Source organism: Marinobacterium jannaschii DSM 6295 (genome assembly GCF_000620085.1).
Taxonomy (GTDB): Bacteria; Pseudomonadota; Gammaproteobacteria; order Pseudomonadales; family Balneatricaceae; genus Pontibacterium; species Pontibacterium jannaschii.
This window is the reverse complement of the sequence record NZ_KK211068.1, coordinates 134148-159356: the sequence shown is the minus strand read 5'-3', so window position 1 is coordinate 159356 and position 25209 is coordinate 134148. Positions and strand designations below refer to the sequence as shown.

21 protein-coding genes are annotated in these 25209 nt (G+C 56.4%); 11 read left to right on the top strand and 10 right to left on the bottom strand.

Annotation, left to right across the window (positions count from 1 at the left end; translation table 11 throughout):
- Positions 1-75 precede the first annotated feature (75 nt).
- The gene (locus tag Q354_RS0122380) at positions 76-999 is read right to left on the bottom strand and encodes a LysR family transcriptional regulator (protein WP_036231197.1); all 924 of its coding nucleotides are present in this window, start codon (positions 997-999) and stop codon (positions 76-78) included.
- Between the two features lie 227 nt (positions 1000-1226).
- Here Q354_RS0122380 and Q354_RS0122375 point away from each other — a divergent pair, with 227 nt between their 5' ends.
- Positions 1227-2234: a TRAP transporter substrate-binding protein gene (locus Q354_RS0122375; protein ID WP_027859562.1), complete on the top strand. Its 1008-nt coding sequence runs from the start codon at positions 1227-1229 to the stop codon at positions 2232-2234.
- 447 nt (positions 2235-2681) lie between these two features.
- Here the strand turns inward: Q354_RS0122375 and Q354_RS27710 are convergent, their stop codons facing one another.
- From Q354_RS27710 to Q354_RS27705, 8 genes are all read right to left on the bottom strand, one after another.
- Positions 2682-4379 carry a GGDEF domain-containing protein gene (locus Q354_RS27710; RefSeq protein ID WP_051560553.1) on the bottom strand — a complete coding sequence of 566 codons (1698 nt, stop codon included), beginning with the start codon at positions 4377-4379 and terminating at the stop codon, positions 2682-2684.
- A gap of 340 nt (positions 4380-4719) precedes the next feature.
- Positions 4720-5589 (bottom strand): type IV pili methyl-accepting chemotaxis transducer N-terminal domain-containing protein, encoded by an 870-nt coding sequence (locus Q354_RS0122365; RefSeq protein ID WP_084332723.1) that lies wholly within the window; start codon positions 5587-5589, stop codon positions 4720-4722.
- Positions 5590-5840: 251 nt separating this feature from the next.
- Entirely contained in the window at positions 5841-6698 is an 858-nt protein-coding gene (locus Q354_RS0122360) for a type IV pili methyl-accepting chemotaxis transducer N-terminal domain-containing protein (protein WP_027859560.1), read from the bottom strand.
- A gap of 13 nt (positions 6699-6711) precedes the next feature.
- Positions 6712-10824, bottom strand: coding sequence for a hybrid sensor histidine kinase/response regulator (locus tag Q354_RS26920; RefSeq protein ID WP_245601115.1), 4113 nt, complete (start codon positions 10822-10824; stop codon positions 6712-6714).
- A gap of 37 nt (positions 10825-10861) precedes the next feature.
- On the bottom strand, positions 10862-13093 hold the full coding sequence (locus Q354_RS26915; RefSeq protein ID WP_084332721.1) for a methyl-accepting chemotaxis protein: 2232 nt from the start codon (positions 13091-13093) through the stop codon (positions 10862-10864).
- 93 nt (positions 13094-13186) lie between these two features.
- Positions 13187-13651: a chemotaxis protein CheW gene (locus Q354_RS0122345; RefSeq protein WP_027859558.1), complete on the bottom strand. Its 465-nt coding sequence runs from the start codon at positions 13649-13651 to the stop codon at positions 13187-13189.
- Between the two features lie 101 nt (positions 13652-13752).
- On the bottom strand, positions 13753-14118 hold the full coding sequence (locus tag Q354_RS0122340; protein ID WP_027859557.1) for a response regulator: 366 nt from the start codon (positions 14116-14118) through the stop codon (positions 13753-13755).
- Positions 14119-14163: 45 nt separating this feature from the next.
- Positions 14164-14997 (bottom strand): response regulator, encoded by an 834-nt coding sequence (locus Q354_RS27705; RefSeq protein ID WP_027859556.1) that lies wholly within the window; start codon positions 14995-14997, stop codon positions 14164-14166.
- A 1053-nt stretch (positions 14998-16050) separates the two neighbouring features.
- On the opposite strand from Q354_RS27705, the gene csy1 reads away from it, so the two are divergent.
- From csy1 to cas6f, 4 genes are read left to right on the top strand one after another with little or no spacing between them, the layout of a single operon-like run.
- On the top strand, positions 16051-17352 hold the full coding sequence (gene csy1, locus Q354_RS0122330) for a type I-F CRISPR-associated protein Csy1 (RefSeq protein WP_027859555.1): 1302 nt from the start codon (positions 16051-16053) through the stop codon (positions 17350-17352).
- Positions 17345-18301 carry a type I-F CRISPR-associated protein Csy2 gene (gene csy2, locus Q354_RS0122325; protein ID WP_027859554.1) on the top strand — a complete coding sequence of 319 codons (957 nt, stop codon included), beginning with the start codon at positions 17345-17347 and terminating at the stop codon, positions 18299-18301. The genes csy1 and csy2 overlap by 8 nt, the downstream gene beginning before the upstream one ends.
- 16 nt (positions 18302-18317) lie before the next feature.
- Positions 18318-19340: a type I-F CRISPR-associated protein Csy3 gene (csy3, locus tag Q354_RS0122320; protein WP_027859553.1), complete on the top strand. Its 1023-nt coding sequence runs from the start codon at positions 18318-18320 to the stop codon at positions 19338-19340.
- 2 nt (positions 19341-19342) lie between these two features.
- Entirely contained in the window at positions 19343-19906 is a 564-nt protein-coding gene (gene cas6f / locus Q354_RS0122315; protein ID WP_027859552.1) for a type I-F CRISPR-associated endoribonuclease Cas6/Csy4, read from the top strand.
- A gap of 621 nt (positions 19907-20527) precedes the next feature.
- Here the strand turns inward: cas6f and Q354_RS27700 are convergent.
- A complete protein-coding gene (locus tag Q354_RS27700) occupies positions 20528-21127 on the bottom strand; it encodes a FecR family protein (protein ID WP_051560550.1) in 600 nt (199 codons plus the stop codon).
- A gap of 399 nt (positions 21128-21526) precedes the next feature.
- On the opposite strand from Q354_RS27700, the gene Q354_RS27695 reads away from it, so the two are divergent.
- Genes Q354_RS27695 through Q354_RS0122280 form a run of 6 tightly spaced genes read left to right on the top strand, consistent with a single transcriptional unit; the run spans position 21527 to position 25209 of the window.
- A complete protein-coding gene (locus Q354_RS27695) occupies positions 21527-22021 on the top strand; it encodes a Na+/H+ antiporter subunit E (RefSeq protein ID WP_051560548.1) in 495 nt (164 codons plus the stop codon).
- Positions 22018-22281: a monovalent cation/H+ antiporter complex subunit F gene (locus tag Q354_RS0122300; protein ID WP_051560547.1), complete on the top strand. Its 264-nt coding sequence runs from the start codon at positions 22018-22020 to the stop codon at positions 22279-22281. The genes Q354_RS27695 and Q354_RS0122300 overlap by 4 nt, the downstream gene beginning before the upstream one ends.
- A complete protein-coding gene (locus Q354_RS0122295; protein ID WP_027859549.1) occupies positions 22274-22558 on the top strand; it encodes a cation:proton antiporter in 285 nt (94 codons plus the stop codon). The genes Q354_RS0122300 and Q354_RS0122295 overlap by 8 nt, the downstream gene beginning before the upstream one ends.
- 5 nt (positions 22559-22563) lie before the next feature.
- Positions 22564-23490 (top strand): hydrogen gas-evolving membrane-bound hydrogenase subunit E, encoded by a 927-nt coding sequence (gene mbhE / locus Q354_RS26895; protein WP_084332728.1) that lies wholly within the window; start codon positions 22564-22566, stop codon positions 23488-23490.
- On the top strand, positions 23490-23774 hold the full coding sequence (locus Q354_RS0122285) for an NADH-quinone oxidoreductase subunit K (protein ID WP_051560543.1): 285 nt from the start codon (positions 23490-23492) through the stop codon (positions 23772-23774). The genes mbhE and Q354_RS0122285 overlap by 1 nt, the downstream gene beginning before the upstream one ends.
- On the top strand, positions 23767-25209 hold the full coding sequence (locus Q354_RS0122280; protein ID WP_027859547.1) for a complex I subunit 5 family protein: 1443 nt from the start codon (positions 23767-23769) through the stop codon (positions 25207-25209). The genes Q354_RS0122285 and Q354_RS0122280 overlap by 8 nt, the downstream gene beginning before the upstream one ends.

The window sequence follows — 25209 nt, the reverse complement described above, 5'->3', positions numbered from 1 at the left end:
TCCCCCGACTATAGGAAGCTGTTTGCGTTACTTAAATCGCAATAAGGGCATCTTAAGTTGTCTGAAACAGAAACATTAAGCCGTGGACGTATCGACCATCAGGGCCTTCAGAAAGGTGGTCCGCAGCAGGTTGGGCTGGGCATCACGTCGGGTAATCGCGCAAAAGGGCACCTGATAACTGAAGGTCTGTGGCAGAATCTCACGCATCTGACCGGTACTGAGCCACTGCAGGGCATAGTGATCGGGCAGGAAGCCAAGGTACTGGCCGCTGAGTACCAGAGTGGCGATGCCTTCAACCTGTGACGACATAGCGGCCGCCTTCAGCTCAGGAAAGCGCTCCTTGAACTCAATAGAGTGGGCGTAGCCCGGTACGATAAAGTCGAATGGCTGCAGGCGATCGGCGGTAATTTCGCTGGCCTCCAGCGGGTACAGCGGATGGCGGGCGGCGCAATAGAGCCTGGAGGTTTCCTGATACAACGGATGATACTCCAGCCCGGGCAGTTTATGGTGAACCGGCACTATCCCGATGTTGGCATGGCCCTCAATCACTGCCCGCTCTATCTCGTTGGGCGAGCCGACCTGCAGGCTGATGCTGACCTCAGGTTCGTCCTGATGAAAGGCCCCCAGCGTATTGATCACCGGGGCCTTGCTGTCGCTGACCATATTGTCGGTCAGCCCCAGCTTCAGTTCCCCGATCAGCTGGCTGTGCGCGGCGTTGATATTGCAACGGAATTTCTCGATATCGACCAGCAGCTCCAGGGTCGCCTCATAGACCAGCCTGCCATGCTCCGTGAGCAGAAAGCCGGAGCGGCCGCGTTGACAGAGCCGCATATCGAGGCGAGTCTCAAGGTCGGCCATCTGGCGGCTGATCGCCGAGCGGCCGATGTTCAGTTCGACTTCGGCGGCAGAGAAACCACCGCATTCCACCACTGTTTTAAAGACCCGCAGAAGTTTCAGGTCCAGATCGCTGACCTGGCCGGACAGGCTGATACGCTTCATCGGTATTGTTTCCTGAATGGTGGAGTGGATGGTATTTATATGATGTACCCGACAACATAAAAATAGTTGTCGCCGGGGTCAACCCGGCTGTTGCGGCCGGGGAGGTCAGGGCTTAGCTATGTTTCCGGAATCAGCAATTAAAGATGTTTTTATTGCTATTTAACGAAAGCGAATGCGGTTTCAGTATGGCCATACTGACCAAAACAAAAAGCGATGCTGAGGATTATATGAAATATAAGAATAAGTTTATCAGCGCACTGGCCCTGACGACGGGCTTGATTTTAGCGGCCCCCTCTCAGGCTGCCACCGTCTGGAAAGTGGCGGCGGGCGATAACGAGGGCAGTGCACAGCATGCGTTCGGATTGAAATTTAAAGAAGCGCTGAACACCGGCTCCGGCGGTAAATATGATGTCAAACTGTTTATGGCCAGTACCCTGGGCAGTGAGCAGGATACCGTGAACGATGTGTCGCTGGACACGCTGGATTTTTCAATTCTGGCGGTCAATAACCTGACACCATTTTCGCCGACGGTCGGCATTTTTACCCTGCCCTATGTGGTGCAGTCACTGGATGATGCTGTGACCCTGACTCAGGGCAGTGTGGGGCAGGAGTTGGTGGAGAACTCGGTGCGTGATGCCGGTGTCCGGATTGTCGGTTGGACCTATACCGGTTTCCGGGTGCTGACTAATTCGAAAAAGCCCGTTCGTACCCTGGATGATCTGAAGGATGTGGTGGTGCGGGTGCCCAAAAACGAGATCATGATTGATACCTATAAAGCCTGGGGGATCAACCCGACGCCGATGGCCTGGTCGGAGACTTTCACGGCCTTGCAGCAGGGGGTAGTGGATGGCCAGGACAATCCCTATGTCACAGTGAATGCGATGAAGTTCTACGAGGTTCAGAAGTATGTCACGAATATCCGCTACATCTTCTCCATCGAACCGATGATTATGAGCGAGCAGCTGTTTCAGTCACTCAAGCCTGATATGCAGAAAGTGGTACTGGATGCCGGCCTGGCCGCGACTAAGGCCAGTGAAACGTTCCTGATCGAAAACGAAGCCAAAATTCGCCAGAACCTTATTCAGCACGGGATGAAAATTGTCGATCCGGCCAATGGTGAAAAGGAGTGGATCGAGCGGGCGACCGGCCAGGTCTGGCCTAAATATTACGATTCTATCGGCGGAAAGGACAAGCTGAACAAAGCCCTGCGCGCGCTCGGCCGGGATGAGGTTTAGCAGATAATCGGGTTTACTTCATAAGTATCTCTTACCGGCCTTCTGGCCGGTTTTTTTATATCCGGCGGCTATAAATTGCGTGATGCAGATAGCGCCGGTTACCGCAGCGTATAGGTCGTTGTGACCATATAGCCCGATTATCTGTATTGGTATTAATTGTTCGAGTGCAGGGTTATATCAACGCTCTTATTTAACTAGTTGTGAGTGACAATCCGCTTAGTCGCCACGAAAGTGCTTAGTCCATTCCGGCCAGTACTGCAGGATGTACGCTGATAAACACCGGCCGTAAACAGGTGAGTAACACAGCTTTTTCTCCTCCTCTTATCCCACGCCAAAGATATCGATCCGGGCTGTTTCGGCCATGCCCGTGGGGTTATCGATGCACAGGGTCATGGCCTTCAGGGATTTGCATGGATTTGCCCATCGGCACAGGTCATCAAGGGGAATTCAGGCTGCCTGCGTGGTGGCGGAGCAGACCTGATTGCGGCCATTGGCTTTGGCCTGATAGAGGTGGTGGTCGGCTTTCTTTATCAGGGTTACCAGATCGTCCTGGTACTCCAGTGCCGCGATACCGGCACTCATGCTGATATTAAGTTGCTGCCCGCTGTCGATCTCCAGCTGCCGTTTGGCCACCACCAGGCGGACCTTATCCACTGCCGCGACCGCCTGTTCCAGTGAGGTATCGGGCAGTATCACTGAAAACTCCTCACCGCCGTAACGTCCGACGATATCGTAGCTTCTGAAGTGGCTCTGCAGGCAACGCGCGACCTCCTTCAGCACCTGGTCCCCGCTTGTATGGCCGTACCGGTCATTGATCCGCTTGAAGTGATCAAGGTCGATAATGGCCAGGCACAGGCTGCCGGACTGTCTCTTCGCCTGGTTCATCGCTGCTTTGGCCCGGGTTGTAAACTCGGCCCGGTTGTAGAGACCGGTCAGGCTGTCGGTCGAGGCCAGAATTTTTAATTCCCGTGTGCGCTCGGCAACCTTGTCTTCAAGCTGGCCGTTAATCTCCATCAGGGACTGGGTCAGCCGGTTTCGTTGTCGAAGCAGAATACTCAGCCCTACCAGCAGGGCGAGCTGCAGCAGTATAAAGATGACTGTTCCGGCAAACTGGTAGTGATCCGGGCCCTGACTATCCGACGGGGGGTTAAGCATCCGGCTCCCGGTAGGGATCTGTCTGGCGGGAATGGAAAACCGTTGCAGTTGAGGATAATTGATCCAGCTTTCGCCTTTGACAGGGTAACTGCCGGGGAAATAGGGCGGCTCTATATAGGCAAGCGCGCTGCGCAGCGCTGAACTGGCAGCCTGTTCTGCCGTCAGCAGCACGCCGCCAGCGGCCCCTGCAGAGAGAAACGTTTCGTAGCTGACCAGCATCGGTACGCTGGCTGCCGAGGCCAGAATCGCTGCGCTTTCAGCCGGCTGGGGACCGTTTTGTTGATAGTAGAGGGTATGAAACAGCAGTGTCGACTCGGGCAGCGTCGATACATAGCGCACCAGCTCGGTCAGATCGTCGGTGCGCAGGACGTCCACCGCAGCATCAGGCAGCCGCTCGGCGGCGGCCTGCTGCAGTCCGTTGCTCAGCGCTAAAGCCTCGGGGCTGCGGTCTCCGGTAATCGCGATCAGTTCCGGGGCAGGGCGAAGCCTGGCGGCAAAATTCAATGACTGAGCGAAGTCTGGCAGCAGCGGAATATGGTGCACCTGCCGGGCGGAGGAATGGACAAAGCGGTTTTCCGAAACGCTAACCTGAGGCACCTGGCCAAAAATGGATATGCCGTGCAGGCTGAGTAAGCGCGCTGCATGATTTGATTCGGCAATAACGGCATCGACCTGCAATGATGCATATTTATGGCGCAGGTATTCCGCCTGGCGTGAATGCCACATGGGTTCGGGCAGACGCTGGCTATCCATGTACTCGATATAAAGCTTCACCTTGTCCGGATGTCTGGCAGCGTCACTAATCAGGGCCTGGGTAAACTCCTGAGACCAGTCCAGGGTCGGATCATAGGAGAGCAGGGCGACTATATTATGCTCGGCCAGAACAGCGGGACTGCCTGATAACAGCGTTAGGGACAGCACAAGGCGGGATAGGCCGGAGGCGATATTGCCTGCGATCCGGAATAACGCGAAAAAGTTAAAACTGATCATGATGATGCCCGCTCCGAAAAGGTACCTGGCGATAAGTACCTAAACCAGACGTAAATCAGGCCGGGTGATATCTGAACGCAAATAAATCAGGCCGAAGGATTATCAGAAATATGAGTAAAAGCGACAACCGGAAAAACTTGTAGTCAGATATCAATAAGGCTCCCTGCCTCTACGATTTTTATTTTATGACGTCAGGGAACAGAATGAAGAGAAAGCATAAAGAGTTTTGATTCAGGTGAATAAATACTGCGAGTAAGTGCTGTGAAGCGCAGGTAGGGGTTTTAATAGCCTCGTAAAAAATAGGTTTATTACGAGGCCTGATGGGCTTTTCGGCGCTATCTCAGTTGCTGCTCAGTTCGGCATACATATTGGTGATATCAAGCATCTCTCGCAGCATCCTTTCTGCTGAGCGGTCGATCAGGGCGGGAACATAAACGTTAGCGCCGCTATTGGACGAGCGTTCAAAACTGGCGAACTGTCGTTTAACCCGATCGAGTTTCCTATCGACCCCTGGAGTATTAATCAGGTTTTCCAGCAACACTTCCAGATTATAGCGGAAGTCATTTTCTACCTTGCTATAGGTTTCTTCAACGTCGTCTTCAAACCCCCAGGACATTAAGCCATACAGTGCAGCAATCCGCTGGGACAGCATGGTTTGCTCCCCCGCCAGATTGACCATCTGGCCATACTCGCTATCGCCGTACACCATAAACGTTGTGACGTTGGCATAGCTGGCTCTCAGTATCTCATTGTTGTAGTCGCGCAGTTGCCTGACATTGGCCTTGTCGGGCGGCGACTGGTAAATCGGCTTGATCTTCAGCCATAGGTGATGCATGGCGGCGCAGCGCGCCTTTAGGTGCTCATTGTAGGCGTAAGCGCTGAGGCGGGCGATACTGAACTCAAACTGCTGCATCGCTTGTTCAAGGTCGTGATTTGCCTTACGTGCGCGGACATTCAGGCCTGAGAATACATAGTCCTTATACATGCGCTGGGTCAGCATGCGTAATTCGCTGGCAACGGTAATCGCTTCTTCAGCAGACGCTACAGGCCGCCAGGCAGCTGAGGAGATCCCCGTTGTGTGATTGCCTCCCCCTGAGCCGCCGGAAGCTTCGAGCGGAGCAAAGCCTGCGCAGGCGCTCCCTGAGGCGACGGTGACGGCGGCGGTGAAAAGTATGGGGAGGAGTGATTCTCTCAGCTGCTTAGATTGCATGATGTGACTCCGTGATTGCTTTGTTTTTATATTTTTTTGTATTAGTCCAGCAGGCTTACCCGGTTACGGCGGGGTAAGAGCGCCGGTAAGGGCCGCGACTACATAGAGGCGGAAGCAGAAGGGGGATTAGTAAAGGTATAGCTTGTACTCAGGTTGTCGGGGGCCGACAGCCAGAAGCGGGGCGAGAGGCTCTGACAGATCGCTGTATACGAAATGCCAGAGGCTCACGTCTGAAGGGGTATAGTCCGGGATCAGTTGCTGCTCAGGTCTGCGTACAGGTTGGTGACGTCAAGCATCTCCTCCAGCATCTTTTCTGCCGAGCGGTCGATCAATGCCGGTACGTAAGTGCGGCTGCCGTTTTTTGAAGAGCGTCCGAAGCTGGCAAACTGGCGCTTTACCTTTTTCAGTTTGCGATCGACCCGGGAGGTATTGATCGGGTGATCCATCATCACTTCCAGGTTATAGCCGAAGTCTTTTTCGACAATGTTATAGATATCCTCAAACTCTTTTTCGAAACCCCAGGCCATCAGGCCGTAGAGTGCGGCCATCCGCTGTGACAGCATGGTCTGTTCACCCGCGAGGTTAACCATCCGGCCGAAGCGACTGCCGCCAAATACCATTAGCGTAGTGACATTGGTATGGCTGGCTTTCAGAAGCGCGATGTTCAGGTCTCTGAGTTCAGCAACCCGGCCCTTGTCCGGAGACTTGCTGTAGATGGGTTTGATACTGAGCCAGGCGTCTTTCAGCTCGGTGGCTCTGGTTTTCAGGTTGTCGTTATGGGCGAACAGGGTAATCCGTGCCAGCTCAGTCTCGAACAGTGCCATCGCTTGTTTCAGGTCCTGACGCGCCCGCCGCGCACGCACATTCAGGCCCGCGAAAATATAGTCCTTATACATCCGCTGTGTCAGCATTCGCAGCTCGCTGGCACTGGCAATGGCTTCATCCGCTGAAGCCAGCGGTTGCTGTGGCGTGGCGTTTGCTGTGGTTGACTGCTTCTGGTTGCCGCCCTGCCCATCAAACGAGGTGATGCCGGCAACTGATGCTGTACTCATTAGCGAGCCCAAAGCAATAACCGGGAGTATGGTTTTCAGAAAGTTCATTATTTTCATGGGATCTTCCGTTTCACTCTGGATTATTCTTATTTTTAACAAGCAGAGTCTGCATCTGGTCCAGCAGCTCATTTTCTGTCCACGGCTTATTGATATAAGCATTGATACCGGCCTGTTCGGCCTCTTCCCGGTGTTTTATCGTCGAGCGGGAAGTGATCATAATGACCGGAATATCGCGGGTTTCCGCTTTACTGCGTAATGACGAGGTCAGCTCGATACCGTTCATGCGCGGCATTTCCAGGTCAGTCAGGATCACGTTTGGTGGTTGCTTCCTGATCTGGTTGAGGGCATCCAGCCCGTCAATGGCGGTATGCACTTCGTAGCCGGTATCCTGCAACAGGGTTGCGAGGGACTTTCGCGCACTGATGGAGTCATCCACGACCATCACCGATGGCAGTTCAGCTTCATACTCAAGTTCAGGCAGCTCCTGAAGTCCTCGCTCGCCATCCTGATAGTGGCGAATCCGGCCCGGCAGGTCGACAACCGGAGCCACTTCACCGTTCGCCAGAATCGTCAGGCCCGGAATACCCGGAATATCCGGTACAAAGTCGCCCATCGCCTTAAATACCAGCTCCCTGTGGGCGAGAACTTCCCGTACCAGCAAGGCAATGGTTTCCCCGGCACTGGTTTTCACCAGCAGTACCGGATGTACGCTGCTGTTGCGATAGTCATAACCCCGGCTGGATACCAACTGCTCCAGCGATACCGCCGGATAGGTCTGTTCGGCGGTGACAAACTTAGCGCCGTCGCTGTCTTCGACATACTCGCCGTCGATCGACAACAGGCTCTGCTCGATACCGTGGCTGACCAGAGCAAAGACCTGCTTACCGGCCCGCACCAGCAGGCTCTTGATCATCATCGAGCTGGCGGGCAGGGTGATATCGAACCGGGTACCTTTGCCGCTTTCGGAATGCAGTTCCAGTGTGCCCTGCATGCGGGTGATCTGCTGGTTTACTACATCCAGGCCGATGCCGCGGCCGGACAGCTGACTGACCGATTCACTGGTGGAGAATCCGGGCAGCAGGATATAGCGCAGAAGTTCGGCTTCGCTGGGTTGCTGCTCGGGATCAATCAGGGCTTTGGCAATGGCGTTGTTATGGATCGCATTCAGGTCGATACCGTGGCCATCGTCACTCAGGCGGATACGGATCAGGTCATTATCCTGGCTGAAGCTCAGGCTGATCTCACCTTCGACCTCCTTGCCGGCTTCAAAGCGGCCATGGTCTGATTCCAGGCCATGATCCACCGCATTCCGGATCATATGCATCAGCGGGTCGGCCAGCTGGTTGAGGATCTGGCTGTCGATCCGGGTATCACCCCCTGCAATGTTCAGGCGGGCCTGTTTGCCGGTAGAACGGCAGGCCTGGCGCAGGATTCGCTGCAGCCGGGTCGTGATGGTGCTGACTTCTACCAGTCGAGTACTGAGTACCGTGTTCAGGGCCTCTTTCTGCAGGCCCGACTGGGTTACGTGCAGCTCACTCAGCGTGCGGACGTGGCCATCGACGCCCTGACCGACTTCAGCGACGTCGGTCGCAACTTCGTGCAGTCGTGCCAGGGTGGTGTGCATCTCGTTGTAGCGGTCCATCTCCAGCGGATCGAACTCTTCATCTTCCTGCTGTACCGCAGGAGAGAGGGTGAAGTGCTCATTCAGCTGTTGTTCCAGCTCAAACATAACCCGCTGCATGGCGCGCTGACGCTCCCTGCCGGAGCGGGTCAGTGCCCTGAGCTGGGTCAGCTCTTCATCCAGCTGGGCGGTCAGGGTGCTGTTTTCACCGGCAATACGGAAAAGATTGTCGAGCAGCTGGCGGGAGACCCTGAAACTGTCGCTTTCACGTTTTTCGGTGCTGGCCGGCAACGGATTCTGATCGTCGGAAGCCTCACTCTCGACTGGCCCATCGCCTGGCCCGGTAGGGCTGTCGTCGGCCAGCTGCGTCGCCTCTTCGATCAGGATATCGCCGCTGCGTAGCTGATAATGCCAGTCCATCAGGCGCTGCAATACGCTGAGGATATCATCCGGTGCCGGGCGGTCGTCGGTGATCGACTCGGTTGCCGCCGCCAGGCAATCGGCGGCCTGCATCAGGTCATCGGCCAGCGTGCCTTCGGGCAGCCTCGATTCGTCAGTCAGTATCTCGAGGATATCTTCCAGGTTATGGGTCAGGTTGGCGATACCGGCAATCCCCGCCATATTGGCGAGACCCTTGATGGTATGGGCAGTACGCTGTGCCTCACTCAGAGCTTCGATCTGCTGCTGTACGGTGATCTGCTGTAGCTGGGAGAGTAGTTCATCGCTCAGCTGCGGCAGCTCGGTATAGAGCATATCCAGAAGCTGGGCGTCGATATCCGTTTCCCGTGCCAGGCTGACCGCTTCAGGCGTGGCGGTCTGCCGGGTGATGCTACTGCTCTGCAGTACCGAAGGCAGGGCCAGCAGTCCGATCAGCAGCGCACTTTGTTCCGAGTCCGGGCGGACCGGTAGCGGCGAGTCGCAGACGATATCAAGCAGTGCCTGACGGGTGGTTTTTTCACCGATCTGCAGCAGGTAACTGCTGACGGCGCTGAGGGTATCTTTCAGTGCCTGAACCTGTTCGGCATCCGCTGCGGGCTGAGTCCCGGCCAGCCACTGCAGGTTTTTCTGCAGACCGTTGAGGATCACGGCCGTGCCATGCAGGCGCAGCGTCTCAGCTGCCCGCTGAATCGGCTTCAGGGACTCAAGTTGTGATCGCATTGCCCCGGCTGTGCCGAGGCTTTCCCCGTTCTCCCACTGCTGGCAGAGCGACTGGATGGTGGATGCCAGCATCTCCATCGCGGCCGGATCAAGCTCGGGCCCCGGCTGCTCCAGCAGCGCTGCATCCAGCGTGCCGAAGTCAGGCAGTTGCGGCGCAGGTGCCGGTTCGGGCCTCGCCGGGGAGTCCTCTGCAGACAGCGGAGAATCCGGCGTATCCGGTGTTGCGGTTTCGGTCGTTGCTGCGGCGGCTATAGCATCGACTGCGATGTCGGTGTGCTCCGCAGGAGGCTGTCCGTTGCCGGCCGGCCCGCTGGTGTTCTCCGTGAGATCCGTCGCTGAATCACTACCGGCAGCATTATCAGCGACGCTATCGACGATACTTTCAGCAGGATGATCAGCAGGGACGACGGACTGCAGGTATTCACAGTTCTCCAGCAGCAGGTCCTGCAGGAACTCGCAGTCCTCTGCCGGTACCGGCTGCGGCCAGCGTGGGTCTCCCAGTAGCCCGAGTACGGTGACACCGGCGGCAATATCGGGAGCATCAAACAGCTGGCGCAGGGCATTCTGCATTTCCATGCCGATTGCATCCTCAGATAGTTCCTGCTGCTGTAGCTCGCAATACAGTGCCAGCATATCGGCCAGACCATGCAGATCCAGTTCGCTGAAACGGTCGCTCAGATGCTGGATTGTTTCGCCTGACCGGGGTGTTGCCTGCCCGGTAAATACTTTACGTAACTCGGAAACCGTCGCCAGGCATTCGTCGCTGTTTGCCGGGCGATCCTCGCTGCTTTCCTGATATTCCGCGCTGCTTTCCAGATAGCCTTCTGTGCCTGGCGGGTGCGTTGCAGCGGTGTCGGAGGCGGCTGCCTGCACGGCAGGTTCGGTCGTCAGCGATGGTGTATCACTGGCGGCAGACTCCGGAAGCTCTTCCGAAGGCGCTGTCGGCCGGCCCTCTTCGGTGCCTGCCACAGCAGCCTCTGTAAGGCTTTGGGCTTGCTCGCTGAATGCGGCGTTTTCGCATTCAAGTGGCAGGATTTCTGCCAGAAATGCCAGGTCTTCATATTGAACCGGCATGGGCCAGCGCGCATCCGCCAGATGTTCAAGCAGATTGACCCAGCGATCGGCACGCTGCGAGGTGAGCAGATTCTGCAGGTCGGCGGCTGTTTCCAGCAAGACGGCTTCGAAACCTGATTGCCGGTCTATCTGACCAAGCAGTTCAGCATAGAGGGCAACAGAATCAGCGAACCCCTGCAGATCTCTGGCGCTGAATGCTTCCGCCAGCGCGTAGAATGAGTCAGTCAGTTCTGTCAGATCCAGGCTCGATTGACTGGTCTGGAGTTGCAGCAGCTTTTGCTGCTGCAACTCCAGTGTCTGGCTGATCGTTTCTTGTAAGTCCAAATGCATGCTTTTTACCTGCAAACGGGTAACGCTCAGTGCCGGCTCAGGCCGGAATCACTGAGGAGTTATCACTATCTTTGCTGCTGGACTCTGCAAGTCCGCCTGTTTCTGCCGGTTCTGCGCTTTCGGCTGACTCTGCATCGGCATTCTCAGCGTCCGCTGATGGGGTCTCGGCAGCGGTTGCTTCAGGCTGAGCCAGGGTGAATACACTGATCGAACGCTGCAGTTCGTCGGCGGCCTCTACCAGCTCATCCGACAGGGCGCTCTGCTGCACCATCTCCTGGTTGGTTGCCTGGGTGGACTTGTCGATGCTGTCAGCACGTACCCGCAGTTTCTCGGCTACCTGAGCCTGCTTGGTCGCGTTCTGGGCGATTCGGACAACCGATTCAACCAGTGTCTGGGTGGTGCTTCGGGTCTCGCCCATGCGCTCACCGGCTTCCTCTGCCTGTCGGGTACCATCCACTACGTCGGCGATTACGGCGTTAATAACGTTGATCGTATCGGCCGTCTCCAGCTGGATGTTGTTCACCAGACTTTCAATCTCGGAGGTCGCCTCACGGGAGTTCTCTGCCAGACGCTGTACCTCATCTACCACCACCATCAGGCCACGGCCCGCTTCACCGGCCGACGCCGCGTGCATGCTCGCATTCAGAGAGAGGACGTGGGTACGCTCGGAGATGTTGTTGATCAGGCTTACGATACCGCCGATCTCCTGGGAACGATCGCCCAGGCGCTTGATACGTTTCTCCGCTTCGTGGATGGTCTGGCGGATCTTGTTAATACTGGTGATGGTCTGGGATACCGATTCCATGGCAGTCTCAGAGGTGTGAATCGCTTTCTGAGAGGCGGTGTTGGAAAGCGTCGCCAGGCGGGAGATCAGCTGCATCGCCTTAGTTGCCGATTCCAGACCTTCAAGGGTTGCCTGGATCTCCTGCTGCTCCTGGCTGGCATGGGTCAGTACCGTGGCTGACTGCGTTTTTACCTGCTTGGACGCGGTGTTTACGCGGGTGGCAACGTCGCTTACTTCATGCAGTACCGATTCCATCGACACGGCCAGCTGGTTGATGGAGTCGGCTACCGCACCGGTAATATCCTCAGCTACCGGTACCCGTACGGTCAGGTCTCGCTGGCTCAGTCGGAATACGTTCTGGATCAGCTCGATTACCGAAGCGTTGAGGCGTTTGTTTTCCTCTTCCTGGGCTTTCAGGGCGTTCTCTTTCTCATCCAGAAGGCTGTCCAGCAGGGTCGCCAGCTGACCCAGTTCATCTTCGTTATCGAGACGGCTTCGGGCTTCGCTGTCACCGCTGCGTACTTTCTCTACCGTATCCTGAATCAGTTTGATCGGATCGATAACGCCGTACTTGATGATCGACAACGCGATCGCCATCGCAATGGTCATCAGGAACATAGCGCCAAAGAAGTACTTCAGCATATCGTGCTGGTCCAGCTCGCGCTGCCGGTTATTCTCTGCGGCGTAGCGGGAGGTCAGGCTGGTTACCTCTTCGATCTTCGGACCCAGTGCCGATACGGGGCCCTGCAGTTCTGCCAGCTTGTTATCGCGGCGGACAATCGCCTCTTTAAGGTCGGAAAAGTCATCACGGATCGAGGTAACGCGCTGCAGGACTTCATTTTCGTCGGTAAATCCGGCTGCTTCCAGCTGATTGACCATGCGTTCCAGCTCTTTATCGGCCGGGCCGCTTTGCTGCATCAGGCCACCGGAGGCGGAAAATTCGTTCAGCGCCTTACGCACTGCGGCGAACTGCTCGCTCAGCCAGGGACGTTCGGGGAAGATCATCAGCGGTTCTGCTTCTCTGACGGCCTGACGGATCTCTCCGGTCAGGCCCTGGTCGGCGGTCAGACCGGCTTCGATTGCCGCCTCAGCACCCTCATAAAATGTATCCTGATAGCTATCCATCAGCAGCTGGAAGTCGCCGATCAGCTGCTTATCTTCCTCACTGCGCAGGTACTCAGCCAGCTGCTGCAGGGCTTTATCGGCCAGTGACATGTTCTGGTCGAAGCGGTTAAGCGTCTCCAGATCATGGTCCTGCATCAGGCTTTTTTCGTGGAAACGCGCATTCGCTACATCCAGCTCAACCTCGGTGATCAGGTTGATAAACTTATCCAGCTGGCTCTGGCGTTGCTGTGCCGCCTCATTCAGCAGAATAGTTTGATAATAGGAAGCACCCATGAAAACCAGACCGAGGGTCAGCAGAAATATTGCCAGGGCAAATTTGACCGGTAGCCTGATGTTTTGAAATTCCCAAAACGACCGCATTTATTTATACCTCAGAAGTTCTGTAGAGGACGGTTCAGTGTCTTGCCATACATGGATGTCCGCCATGTATATGTGGCTGATCGACGCTCTTTATTAGATTTTTTGTTTTAGATTTCGGAAGAAACTTTTGTAATCAAACTCGGCCCATATATCATCGCCGCTGCTCAGGTAGCCACGGCAAAACGGTGCGATAGCATTGCTGAGAGTGGTTTCGGATATTTCGCTGGCCTGCAGGTCGACAATACCTTTGGGGTAATCATCCAGTAGCAGGGCAACTGCCTCTGACTGGAGGCCAAGTATCAGCACCCAGCGTTTTTCCTGCACAGGTTTATCAAACAGGCGATAGAGGTCGTAGGCCGGCACCGTATCACCACGGTGATTAATAAAGCCGGCGAACCAGTCGGGAGTATCGGGAATGGCACAGAGTCTTGGCAGCGGTGCCAGTTCAGAGTGGGTATCCAGGGGAATCAGCAACAGATCGGAACCGATTCTGAAGCCGTGTCTTACATCCTTTGCGCTGACATCGGAAACAGCCGTTGCCTGGGAACTGCTCTCCATTACATCCTTTCTCCGGGCTTAGTTATTATTCTTGTAGTATTTTTTGTTGCCTTAAATCCCTGACCTGCCCCGGCTGCGAGGCAGGCAGGTTATACCATCCGTCAGATAAACTGGTTTACCTGGGACAGTAGTTCTTCTTCGGTAAAAGGCTTGCCGACCAGTGCGCGGGCGCCCTGTAGCTGGGCCCATACCTTATCGGCTTCCTGATTTTTACTGGATACCACAACCACCGGGATATCTTTGGTATCCGTATTGGCGGTGATCTGGCGGCAGGCCGAGAAGCCGTCGACTTCGGGCATGACCACATCCATCAGGATCAGGTCCGGCTTTTCGCTACTTGCTTTTTCAACACCTTGCTTGCCGTTATTCGCCAGAATGATATTGGCGCCTGTCTGGCTCAGGATTTCGCAGATTCGGGACTGCTGAACCGGGTCATCTTCAACGACAAGGATTGTCTGGGCTGTCATGTTGTGTACTCTTCAAATCGTCCGTATTTTGGCTGCCAGTAAGGTTTAAGCGGTCTGGAATTCAGAGATCCAGCTACTCACGCGCTTGATAACTTTCTGAAACTCTTCATGGTTAATCGGTTTTGTCAGGTAAGTAGAGCAACCCGACATAATGCCTTTCACCTCATCCAGTGGAGAGGTCTTGGCGGAGAGCATGATAATGGGGGTTTTTTTCAGTTCTGCTATCTGACGCATGCGGGTACAGGTTTCGAAGCCGTCAATGCCGGGCATCATGATGTCCAGAAAGATAAAGTCGAACGGCTTTTCTGCGACTCGCTCAAGTGCGGCTTCACCGTCATCGGCAAAGGTAATATCCACTTCATCGTCCAGCTGTCGCAGTTCATGCGCCAGTGCCTGTTGCATCGGGGCACTGTCATCGACTACCAGAACCCGGTGTGGACCGCGGTCCTGATCGCGCTTTATCTTGTGCTCAGCCGCTGCAGCGGCGGCCTGACGTGCGGCTTCGATATATTTGCTGAAACGGCTTTCGGCCTCGGCAGCCGCGCGGGCGATCAGGTCGGGCTCCAGATCTTCATTTTCGTTGGTGACTCTGTCCAGGGTGCGAATGACCCGGGATGAAACGAGGGGGAAACCGAGGTGGGTGTAGTTGCTGTTAACCGGTTGTTCCCGGGAGGTGATGATCAGGCGGGAGTGAAAGCTTTCAGGCAGTGCCTGTGCGGTCTCGGTATCGAGTTGTTCTGTGCCGAAAAGCAGTAACAAATCGGGGAGAGCATCCGGATCAAAAGCGACCAGCTCATAACGGTTGCTGCGGGAGAGTTTAAATATCTTTTCTAATTTTGTTTGCTGATCCGCGGGGAATCCCAGTGTACCAATTTTCATTGTGATCCCTTCTTAAACTCTTTGACCGGGCCAGCCCGTACCAATAGTTAAAGCGCCAGTCTGCAGACGTCTCTCAGAATAAACTGATCGCTTTTGGTAGGTACTGCTGAACACCCGGTGTTCCTGAATGCCAGACTCCCTTCTGGGCGCGCAGGAGAACTGCTAACCGTAGTTCAGTATCTGCCTGGCCCTAACGTTATACCACGATGGTTTAGAAGAAAAAACGTGTAATTTGTTTCCGAAAATGAGGCATCGGACCTTTCCCGTCAGAATAGGTAGAAGTATCTGTTTTACATAGGGAAATTGTATTAATTGTTGAGTGCTTGTTTGCTCGCCTCTTAGCCTTAAAGACCGTTGCTTTAATCGGGATTTCCGGTAGTCCGGCATCCTTGCAGCTTTTGCTGAAGTGATTTTTTATCGTTTGAATGTACGTAAAATAACGGAGTTCTAATTTTGTCTGTTATGAATTTAATTGCCTGAAATTAATAAGGGTTTTTAGCTTTATTTAGTCGTTTTGTAATAAATCATCTGTTAGGCAGCTTCGTTTCATTAAGTTGCGGAAAATGATGGCGGGTTTACGCCAATCCCGGGCCTTGAAACGCTGGAGTCCGGACCAGCTTCTATGGATTCCCGGCGGCCAGAGCGCGCTGTTTATCAGCCCGTAAACGGGGCTGATAAACAGCGCTGTGAAAACGGTCTTTTCTTCTGGTTTCAGCAGGCTTTCCTGCAGCGATATAATGCTGCCTTATCCCACTCTCGGCACCGTCAAGGACGACAATATTATGCATGAGATCCGATCTTCAAATCTTAAAACCATTCTTCTTTCCAGGCATAACAACCTCTGTTAGCGCGGAATAGGTTAACGCAGGATGCTTCTGGCAGCAGAAGGTAAGCGCTCGCTTTTCTGGATTATCCTTGTTGCCAGTACCTGCTCTGTGCTGCTGGGGGCGCTGTACCCATCAAGGCAGTGCTGATGTACAGCCGGGAGTGGTGGTGCAAAACCCTGTTCAGCAAGCCGATTGAACGCCAGTAATGTTTCACAAGGAGGTGGAGATGGCTAATCCCTGTCAATCAGAGGTGGCCTTGCTCAGGCAGCAGATTGAGCAGTTTATTCAGGACCGGTGTGACCGCCGGCTGGAAAAGCTAAAGCCTGAAGAAGCAGAGAAACGCCAGGTATTGCTACAGGCTTACCAGCGTGAACACTGGATAGAAGGCGCCGCGAAAAGGGTGTCACAGATTCAGTTGGTGACCCATGCATTAAAATTTACCCATCCCAGTGCCAGAGGCAGCAGTATCTATCTGGACACAAAGGGTAGCGTGCCCGACCATCGCTTTGCCGGCACCCATAGCGTGCCGCTGGCATGCCGCTCGGAGGATGTCGTCGGTAATGCGGCGGCATTGGATGTATATAAGTTTCTGAAACTTGATGCCGCAGGTGAATCGATCCTGCAGCGGGTATTGCGCTCAGATCCTGCGCTTCTGGCGGCGATGTCCGATGATTTTACGGCAGCAAGCCACTGGTGCCAGTCATTTGCAGCCATTACCCAAAGCAGTAGCGGGCCGGCGTCGCATAAACTGGCCAAGCAACTTTACTTTCCAACAGACCAGGGTGAATACCACCTGTTAGCACCGCTTTTTCCTACGACACTGGTGCACTACCTGCAAAACAGATTGAGGGAAGACCGTTTCGGCGAGCAGGCTAAAGCCGCCCGGGAAGCCAGAAAGGCAGGCCAGCCCTACCCGCATGGCTATTGCGACTATCCAGGCCTGACTATCCGCAAAATCGGCGGGACAAAGCCACAGAATATCAGTCAGCTGAATAGCGAACGCAATGGCGAAAACTGGTTGCTGGCCTCTGTCCCGCCACTATGGCGACAGCAGCCGCTTGCACCTCCGCTGCGCACTGACAGCATCTTTCGGTGTGATTTCTACCGCTATGCCGATGTCTCCCTGCGGGTAAGGGCGCTGGGCGAGCTTCACCGTAAAGCCGGGCATAACAATCGGCGGGTAGCTCAGGCCGACGCCGGGTTGGTGGCCAGACTGGTGGATTTGCTGTTGCAGTACGCTGCCGGAATACAGCAATTGGAAGCCGGCTGGTCCGCCTCAGAGCATTGCAACCTAAGTGAGGTTGAAAGGGCATGGTTAGATCCGTTCAGAGCGCGCCAGGACCAGCGCTTTGGTCAATGGCGCAGCCAACATGACTGGCAAAGTGGCGTCTGTGATGCGTTTGCCAGCTGGCTGAATCAGCAACTGCGGCGAGATCCAATGGTTCAGGGGCAACCTGAGAATGAGGCCTGGTCCAAGGTGCTGCAGCATGAGCTGATGCTGTTAAAAATGGAACTGAGCCATGGGTAATAGCAAGGGACTGATTATTCTGCCCCGGTTGCAGGTAAGTCACGCCAACGCCATATCCGGGCCACTGAGCTGGGGTTTCCCGGCTCCTTCAGCTTTTACCGGATTCGTTCATGCGCTGGAGCGGCAACGACCAGAAAGCTACAGCGGCCTGAAGTTTGAAGGTGTGGGCATCGTTTGCCACGGATTCGATCCGCAGGTCAGCCAGCCGGCAGGTAAAAGATCACAGGTGTTTCACCTGACCCGCAACCCACTGGGAAAGGATGGTAAGCCCGGTGCGATTGTAGAAGAGGGGCGGGTACATCTTGAGGTCACGCTTGTCATCGGGCTGGCTGGCTATATCGAAGAGCAGAAAGGGCAACAGCTGGCGAACTGGGCAATGCAGCAGGCCCGGCGCATGCGTATCGCGGGTGGCAGCTTACTGCCAGCGCGCAACGGCCGCCGGTTTGAGGCCGGATACTACCCGTTGTCGGGTGATCCTGACGCGCGACGAAAGGAGTTGCGCCAGTTTATGCGGCGCTTGCTTCCGGGCTTTATCCTTTGTCACCGGCCCGAAATCCTTCAACAGCATCTGCAGTATCTGCAGCTGCAATCCCCTGAATCCACCCGGTTGGATGCGCTGCTGGATCTGACACGCCTGAATATAGACCCTGTTGTAGCCGACAGTGATAAGCCTGACGACGTGACCTGGCATGCCCGGATAAGCCCCGCTTGGCTGGTGCCGCTGCCCATTGGCTATGGCGCTATTTCTGCGTTGTACCCGCCAGGTGAAGTCGGCAATTGTCGGGATAGCGCAACACCGTTCAGGTTTGTCGAATCACTGTACTCTCTGGGCGAGTGGTGTAGCCCCCACCGTCTTGAATCGCTTGCAGAGTGGCTCTGGTATCACCAGGCCGAACCTGAGAACGGACTCTATATCTGCAATCACCGCAAAGCTACAAATGCCATCTGAATAAGGAACATGAAATATGGCGAAAACAACCTTGAGAACCGCTTCTGTACTGGCTTTCGAGCGAAAGCTGGACACCTCCGATGCCCTGTTCAGTAGTGGACGCTGGGAGGCTCGGGAGAGCCATCAGCAATGGCCTGCGGTCGAAATCCGGGAAAAGTCTGTACGCGGGACGCTCTCGAATCGGCTGAAGGCCAAACCGGATGCCGCTATTCAGGCGCCGAATCTACAAACTGTCGATGTTGCTTCGTTACCCAGCAATAGTGACAGCCTGAAAGTCCGTTTTACCCTGCGGGTGCTGAGCGGCGCCGGGACGCCTTCGGCCTGTAATGATGCCGACTATCGGCAGGCCCTGGGTGAGACGGTCAGATCCTATGTCTCCGCACAGGGCTTTGCCGTGCTGGCGCAACGCTACGCGGTCAATCTGGCCAATGGACGCTTCCTGTGGCGCAACCGGGTCGGCGCGGAAGCCATTGAGGTTCGTATCACCACAAAGGGGAGCCAGGGGCAGGTGTTGCACTGGCAGTTTGATGCCTACGACTTCAGTCTTCGCACTTTCACGCTCAGCGATGCCCGGCAGCAGGCGATCACGCCCCTGGCCAGACAGATCGAGCAGGGGCTGGCGGGGGAAAGCTGTGTCCTTTTCGACGTGGTTGCGTTGGTGAAGCTGGGGGACGGCCAGGAGGAGTTCCCCTCCCAGGAACTGATTCTGGACTCCGGTGATAAGACCGGGCAGAAGAATAAGACGCTGTACCGAATCGACGGTGCGGCCGCCATGCATAGCCAGAAAATCGGCAACGCCCTGCGTACCATCGATGACTGGTATCCACAGGAAGAGGCCGATGCAGTTGGCCCCATTGCCGTGGAGCCTTATGGCTCAGTCACGTCCATGGGCCGGGCCTTTCGCCAGCCAAAGCAGAAGCTGGATTTCTTTAGCCTGCTCGACAACTGGGTGATCAGGGGAGCTAGCCCCGCACCTGAGCAACAGCATTATGTGATGGCGACACTGATCCGGGGCGGTGTCTTTGGCGAGAAGGGCTGAATATGCAGCACTATCTCGATATCAGGATTCTCCCTGACCCGGAATTCAACACCAACCTGCTGATGAATGCATTGTTTAATAAGCTGCACCGGGCACTGGTGATGCTGCAGAGTGACCGGATCGGAGTCAGCTTTCCCCGGGCAGGTGCTTCCAGCCCGGGCCTGGGGGCGTTGTTGCGCTTACATGGCAGCGAAGAGGCTTTATGCCAGTTGATGGCACTCAACTGGCTACAGGGGATGCGTGACCATATTACCCCGACGGATATCAGGCTGATTCCGCAGCGATGTCAGTATCGCTGTATCTCGCGGCTGCAGGTTAAAAGTAGTGCTGAGCGTCTGCGCCGTCGCCAGATGAAGCGTCATGGCCTGAGCGAGCAGCAGGCCCGGGTGTTAATCCCGGACAGTATTGAACAGCGAACAAAACTGCCTTTTCTGGCAGTCAAAAGCAGCAGTAGCGGCCAGAGCTTTAAGCTGTTTATTCGTCTGGAGGCATTGCAGGATAAACCGACCGATGGCAGCTTTAACTGCTACGGCCTTAGCCGGGACGCCAGCGTTCCCTGGTTTTAGTCTGGCTTAAGCAAGGCCGGAACAAGCTTTGTAAGTTAATAGCACTGGCAGAGTTGTCTGCAAAGGCGGGGGGCTGCCCCTTTGCGCGGACATGCTTTAAAGCCAGCGGATCAGATTGTAGGGTTCCCGCTTCACTGCCGCACAGGCAGCTCAGAAATCTCAGCCACCCAGGTCAGCGTTATTATCTCTGTTCACTGCCGCACAGGCAGCTTACAAACTGCTGGCTTTATCTGAGCCGGAGGCCTGTCTGCTTACTGCCGGACGGGCCTCATAGAATTTTCGTAAATCCGCTTTTACAGCGTCAAATAGGACCACTGCCGTATAGGCGGCTGAGCCGGACTGTTACACACTGCTTGCAGTGTCACAGCATTCAGCCCGGAATATCGTTGTTGTCGGTTTCGGGCAGATAGCCGGGTCCAATGCCGTATAGGTAGCTCAGAAACGCGATAGAGAAAGATAGCTCCGTGGCTGCCAGTACCCGATGGTGCTGGCGGCGAAGAAAAGATATCCGGCTTACGGAGTCGTTTTTTCGGTGCACTGCCGCACAGGTAGATAAGGACAAGGCCGCTGCTTCAGAAGCAGCGGCCTTGTTGTATGCGGCAATGGGGTTTGAGGTGGGGGTTACTCCTGCACGGCTGTTGCCGCAGCGGCCTGGCTGACTTTCTGTGCTGACCAGCGTACCGGCGGGGCGGGGGCCTGACTGGCGGCGACCGTGGTGCCTTCACCCCCCGTGTCGATATCGACCCGGCCCTGGTCGTTGTAGATATAGATCCCCTTGCCGCTGATCATGGTGACATCCAGTGCCTCAGAGAAGAGGAAGCCGCCCCAGAAGTCGGTACCGCGGATACCTATAGTGGCGACCGGGGTAGCCACTTCCAGCTTGGGGTTGGCCTGTTTACCGATCAGTCCGCTGACGGCGCGGAAGGCGCCTCTGGCCAGCTGAAACCTGACGTCGGATGTTTGCGCAGTGGCGTCAAAGCGGTAGCGTGCCAGGGCAAACTCGCTGTTCTCTGCCAGGTTGATGCGGGTTTTATCCGCCAGCTGCAGCATCACCCGGGCGCCGTTGCCTGTTTTAATCAGGTCGCCCTCCTGAAGCGGGCTATGACGCTTCAGCAGAAGCAGCTGGTCGCCTCGCTGCAGCTGTGGCTGGCCAACCGCCAGTAATACCTTGCCGATTACCTCACTGGCTTCTGCCCTGGAAATGCCGGTAATTGACAGCATTAAGCAGCAAATTAAACAAATTACCGTCCTGCGCTGACTCATCGTCTGGGGTCCTCTCCTGAAATATCCCGGATATTGCGTTCAGTATAGGGAGCGTTGGCGGTGATAACAGCCATTTTTTAGCAGGGGTTATTGAGGGCGAGCCTTTGTTTGAACAGAACGACTGTAAATGGCGGCTGCGAGGATGTAGCTGTAACCCGGCTGAAGCAAGGGCCAGGCGATCTGCGGTCGGGAAGCCTGTATCGGGAGCAGGGACGGGTTGCACGGCCGGGGTATCGGTTACGGATAATTCCCGTTTCGGAAAAACCGAGTTATGGGGGTCTATAAATCGTTTTGTGCTTATCCAGCCGGGTACCTAGACTGCGCCGTAATGGGTTTAACCCGGCGGAGGTATCGAGCATGGCGAAAGGTCGATCCATTTTGCTTGCAGCTGTTTTCCTGGCAGCTATCTGGTGGTTACTGTCCGGTGGAAGCGGGCAGGGCTGGCTGGTTGGGGTGCCAACGGTGGGCTTCGCCGCCTTTATTGCCTGGCGTCTGCAGTCCTTTCCGGGCGGTCGCTTTTGCTGGACGGCACTGCTGGGCCTGATAACGCTGTTTTTCCGGGAGTCCATCCGGGGCGGTTTTACGGTGGCGCTGCGGGTTATGTCTCCACAGCTTTCGGTGCGTCCGGCGCTGGAGGACTACCACTCCGCACTGCAGCGGCCCGCGGCCCGCGTGTTGTTTATGATCTGCGTCAATCTGCTGCCTGGCACCCTGATCGCCAGGCACAAGGGGGCAGGCTTCACCGTCCATCTGCTGGATTACGATGCCGGTGCCCGGGAGGATATGCGCACCCTGGAGGCTGCGATCGCCCGGGTATTCAATGACCGGCGACGCACGGAGGAGAGCAAATGATGACCTCCTCAGCGGCTGTGTTGGCCTTAATCCTTTTACTGGCGGCTATGGTGCTTGGGTTATCGAGAGCGCTGCTTGGCCCCACACTGGCGGACCGGATGCTTTCGGTGCTGCTGCTCGGGACCTGCGGAGTGGCAATTGTATTGCTGCTTGGGTTTGTCCTGGCAGCGCCTGCGCTGATCGATGTCGCGCTGGTGATGGCGTTGCTGGCAGCGGTCGCGGTGGTTGCCCTGACGCAGGAGGTGATAGGTGATGACTGATCTCTTAGGCTGGGGGCTGCTGTTTGGCGGTAGCGGTATTTTTATTGTCGGCAGTATTGGCCTGTGGCGCCTGCCGGATCTTCTCTGCCGGCTGCATGCGCTTACCAAAGCCGACAACCTCGGACTGGGCCTTGTCGCCAGCGGACTGGCACTGCTGGCTGCGGATGCTTTCACTGCCATCAAGCTGCTGCTGATCTGGTTGCTGATACTGGTAACCAGTGCGGCGGTCTCCCAGTTTATTGCCCGTCAGGCGCTGACGAAGGAGTGCCGCAAGTGAATGCGATGATGTGGCTTCTTTTTGATGGCGTACTGGCCCTGCTGGTTCTGGTTATGGGCTGGATAGTGATCAGCAGTCGCGATCTCAGGCGTGCTGTGGTGTTGTTTATCGCTTTCGGCTTGCTGCTATCACTGATCTGGGCGCGGCTGGCTGCGCCCGACCTGGCTTTGGCGGAGGCCGCCATTGGCGCGGGCCTGACCGGTGCGCTGTTGCTCTCGGCGTTGGCTGGCCAGCCAGACAAGCAGGAACTTTCTAGCGCCAGCGCACCGGGGTTGCTGCTGCTTAGCCTGCTGATCGGGGCGGCCATGGCCTGGGCGCTGTTCGCGGTGCCGGGTACGATGCCGGTCTCCAGCGATAGCAACCTTATCTACAGTTATCTGCCCGAAAGTGGCGTCAGCAATCCGGTCACCGCCGTGCTGCTGAACTTTCGCGCCTACGACACCTTGCTGGAGCTGGCGGTGCTGCTTTGTGTGGCGATCGGCATCCTTGCACTCGGGCGCGAGCGCCCCTCTCAATCTCAGGCCGGTGCCCTAATGAGGCTGCTGATGCGCGCATTGGTACCCCTGCTGATAGTGATGTCGGGTTACCTGCTATGGGTGGGGGCGCATGCGCCGGGTGGTGCCTTTCAGGCTGGCGCGGTTCTCGCAGCGGCAGGCGTGCTGCTGCATCTGGGCGGCCAGCAAGCGCTCTGCACACCCACGCCGTGTTACCTGCGTGCGTTGCTGGTGGCTGGCCCGGCCGGCTTCCTGCTGGTTGGCCTGGGCAGCATGTTGAATGGCTCTGCTTTCCTGGCTTACCCGCCGGAGTGGTCGGCAAGCCTGATTTTGCTGATTGAAACCGGGGCCCTGCTCAGTATTGCCGCCACTCTGCTTCTGGCATACCGGGGCGGTGAGAGCGCATTGCACCGTCACAGCCCGGAGGACCGTCTCTGATGTTGCTTACAACTATGATCTACGGGGGGAGCGGCCTGGGCCTGTTCGTTATCGGCCTCTATGGCGCGCTGCTGCCGCGCAGTCTGTTTGCCCGGATACTGGCGGTTAACGTGTCCAGTGCCGGTGTCTTCCTGATACTGATCGCCCTCGCATACAGAGGTTTTGGCCAGCTGCCTGATCCCCTGCCTCATGCTCTGGTGCTCACGGGACTGGTGGTTGCCATCAGTGCCACTGCACTGGCCCTGGTGCTCGACCGCCGGCTGCAGGAGATGGACGATGATTAACCTGCTGATTCTGCCGGTGGCCATGCCGTTGTTAGCCGCGCTGCTGGCTCTGCTTATTCCGCGCTATGGTCAGCTGATCGCTGTTGTCGCCGGTGTGCTGACAACGGCGGCGGCCACTGCAGTGCTAATGCTGGTGCACAGTGGCGGAGACCAGATGCTGGTACTCGGGGGCTGGCAGACCGGGCTGGGGATCGCCCTCTATGCGGACGGCCTGGCGGCCTCAATGCTTCTGATGAGTACACTGGTTGGCGTTGCTGCCAGTATTTTTGCCTGCCGCTACTTCGAAAGCTCTGCGACCAGGGTGTCGTTCTGGCCGCTGTGGCTGCTGTTGCAGAGCGCCATCAGCGCGCTTTTGCTATCGGCCGACCTGTTCAATCTTTACGTCACGCTGGAGCTGCTGGGACTGTCGGCGGTCAGCCTGACGGCCCTGGGACGCAGTCGAACGGCGATGAAGGCGGCGCTGGACTATCTGATGCTGGGGCTGCTGGGATCGCTGGTTTTTCTCGCCGCGGTGGTACTGATCTATGCCCGTTACGGGACGCTCGATATCCTGCTGCTGGGGGGGATGATTGAAGCTGATCCACTCACCTGGACCGCGCTGGCCCTGTTTACTGCCAGCCTGATGCTCAAGTGTGCCCTGTTCCCGCTGCATTTCTGGTTGCCGGCAGTGCATGCCAATGCGCCCGCGCCGGTCAGTGCCGCCTTGTCTGCGCTGGTGGTCAAAGTTGCGTTCTATCTGCTGTTGCGGCTCTGGGCTGATTTGTTTGCTCCGGTGGTCACGCCGCCGCTTGCCTCCGTCCTGGGTGTGCTGGGCGCGGCGGCTATTCTCTGGGGCTCCTACCGGGCGATTCAGGCGGAACGGCTGAAACTGCTGGCGGCCTATTCCACCATCGCCCAGCTGGGGTATCTGTTCCTGTTCTTCTCGCTGCTGCTGGCAATGCCGCAAGGGGAGTCACGGCAACTGCTCTATGGGGCGCTGTTGCTGTTTGCGTTGACCCACGGCTTTGCCAAGAGTGCGCTGTTTATGGCGGCGGGAGCCATTCAGCAGCAGCTGGGCCACGACCGGATCACAGAGCTGGCTGGATTGGCCCGGACTCTGCCCGCCACTGTCTTTACCCTGGCGCTGGCCGGTGTGGCATTGATCGGCCTGCCGCCCAGCGGCAGCTTCCTGGCTAAATGGCAGCTGATGACGGAAGCCTTTGCCCAGGGGCAATGGCTCTGGGTATTGGTGGTGACCGCAGGCTCGCTGCTGGCGTCTGTCTATCTGTTCCGGGTGCTGGGGCTGATGTTCAGCCAGGGTGGACAGCCCTCGTCACCGCAGCTGCATGTACGTGAACCATTGTCGCCTCTTGTGCTGGCACTGATCGCCACGGCGGTATTAGGGCTGGGCAGTAACGGCCTATGGCAACTGTTAGCAAGTGGTGGAGGTATCTGA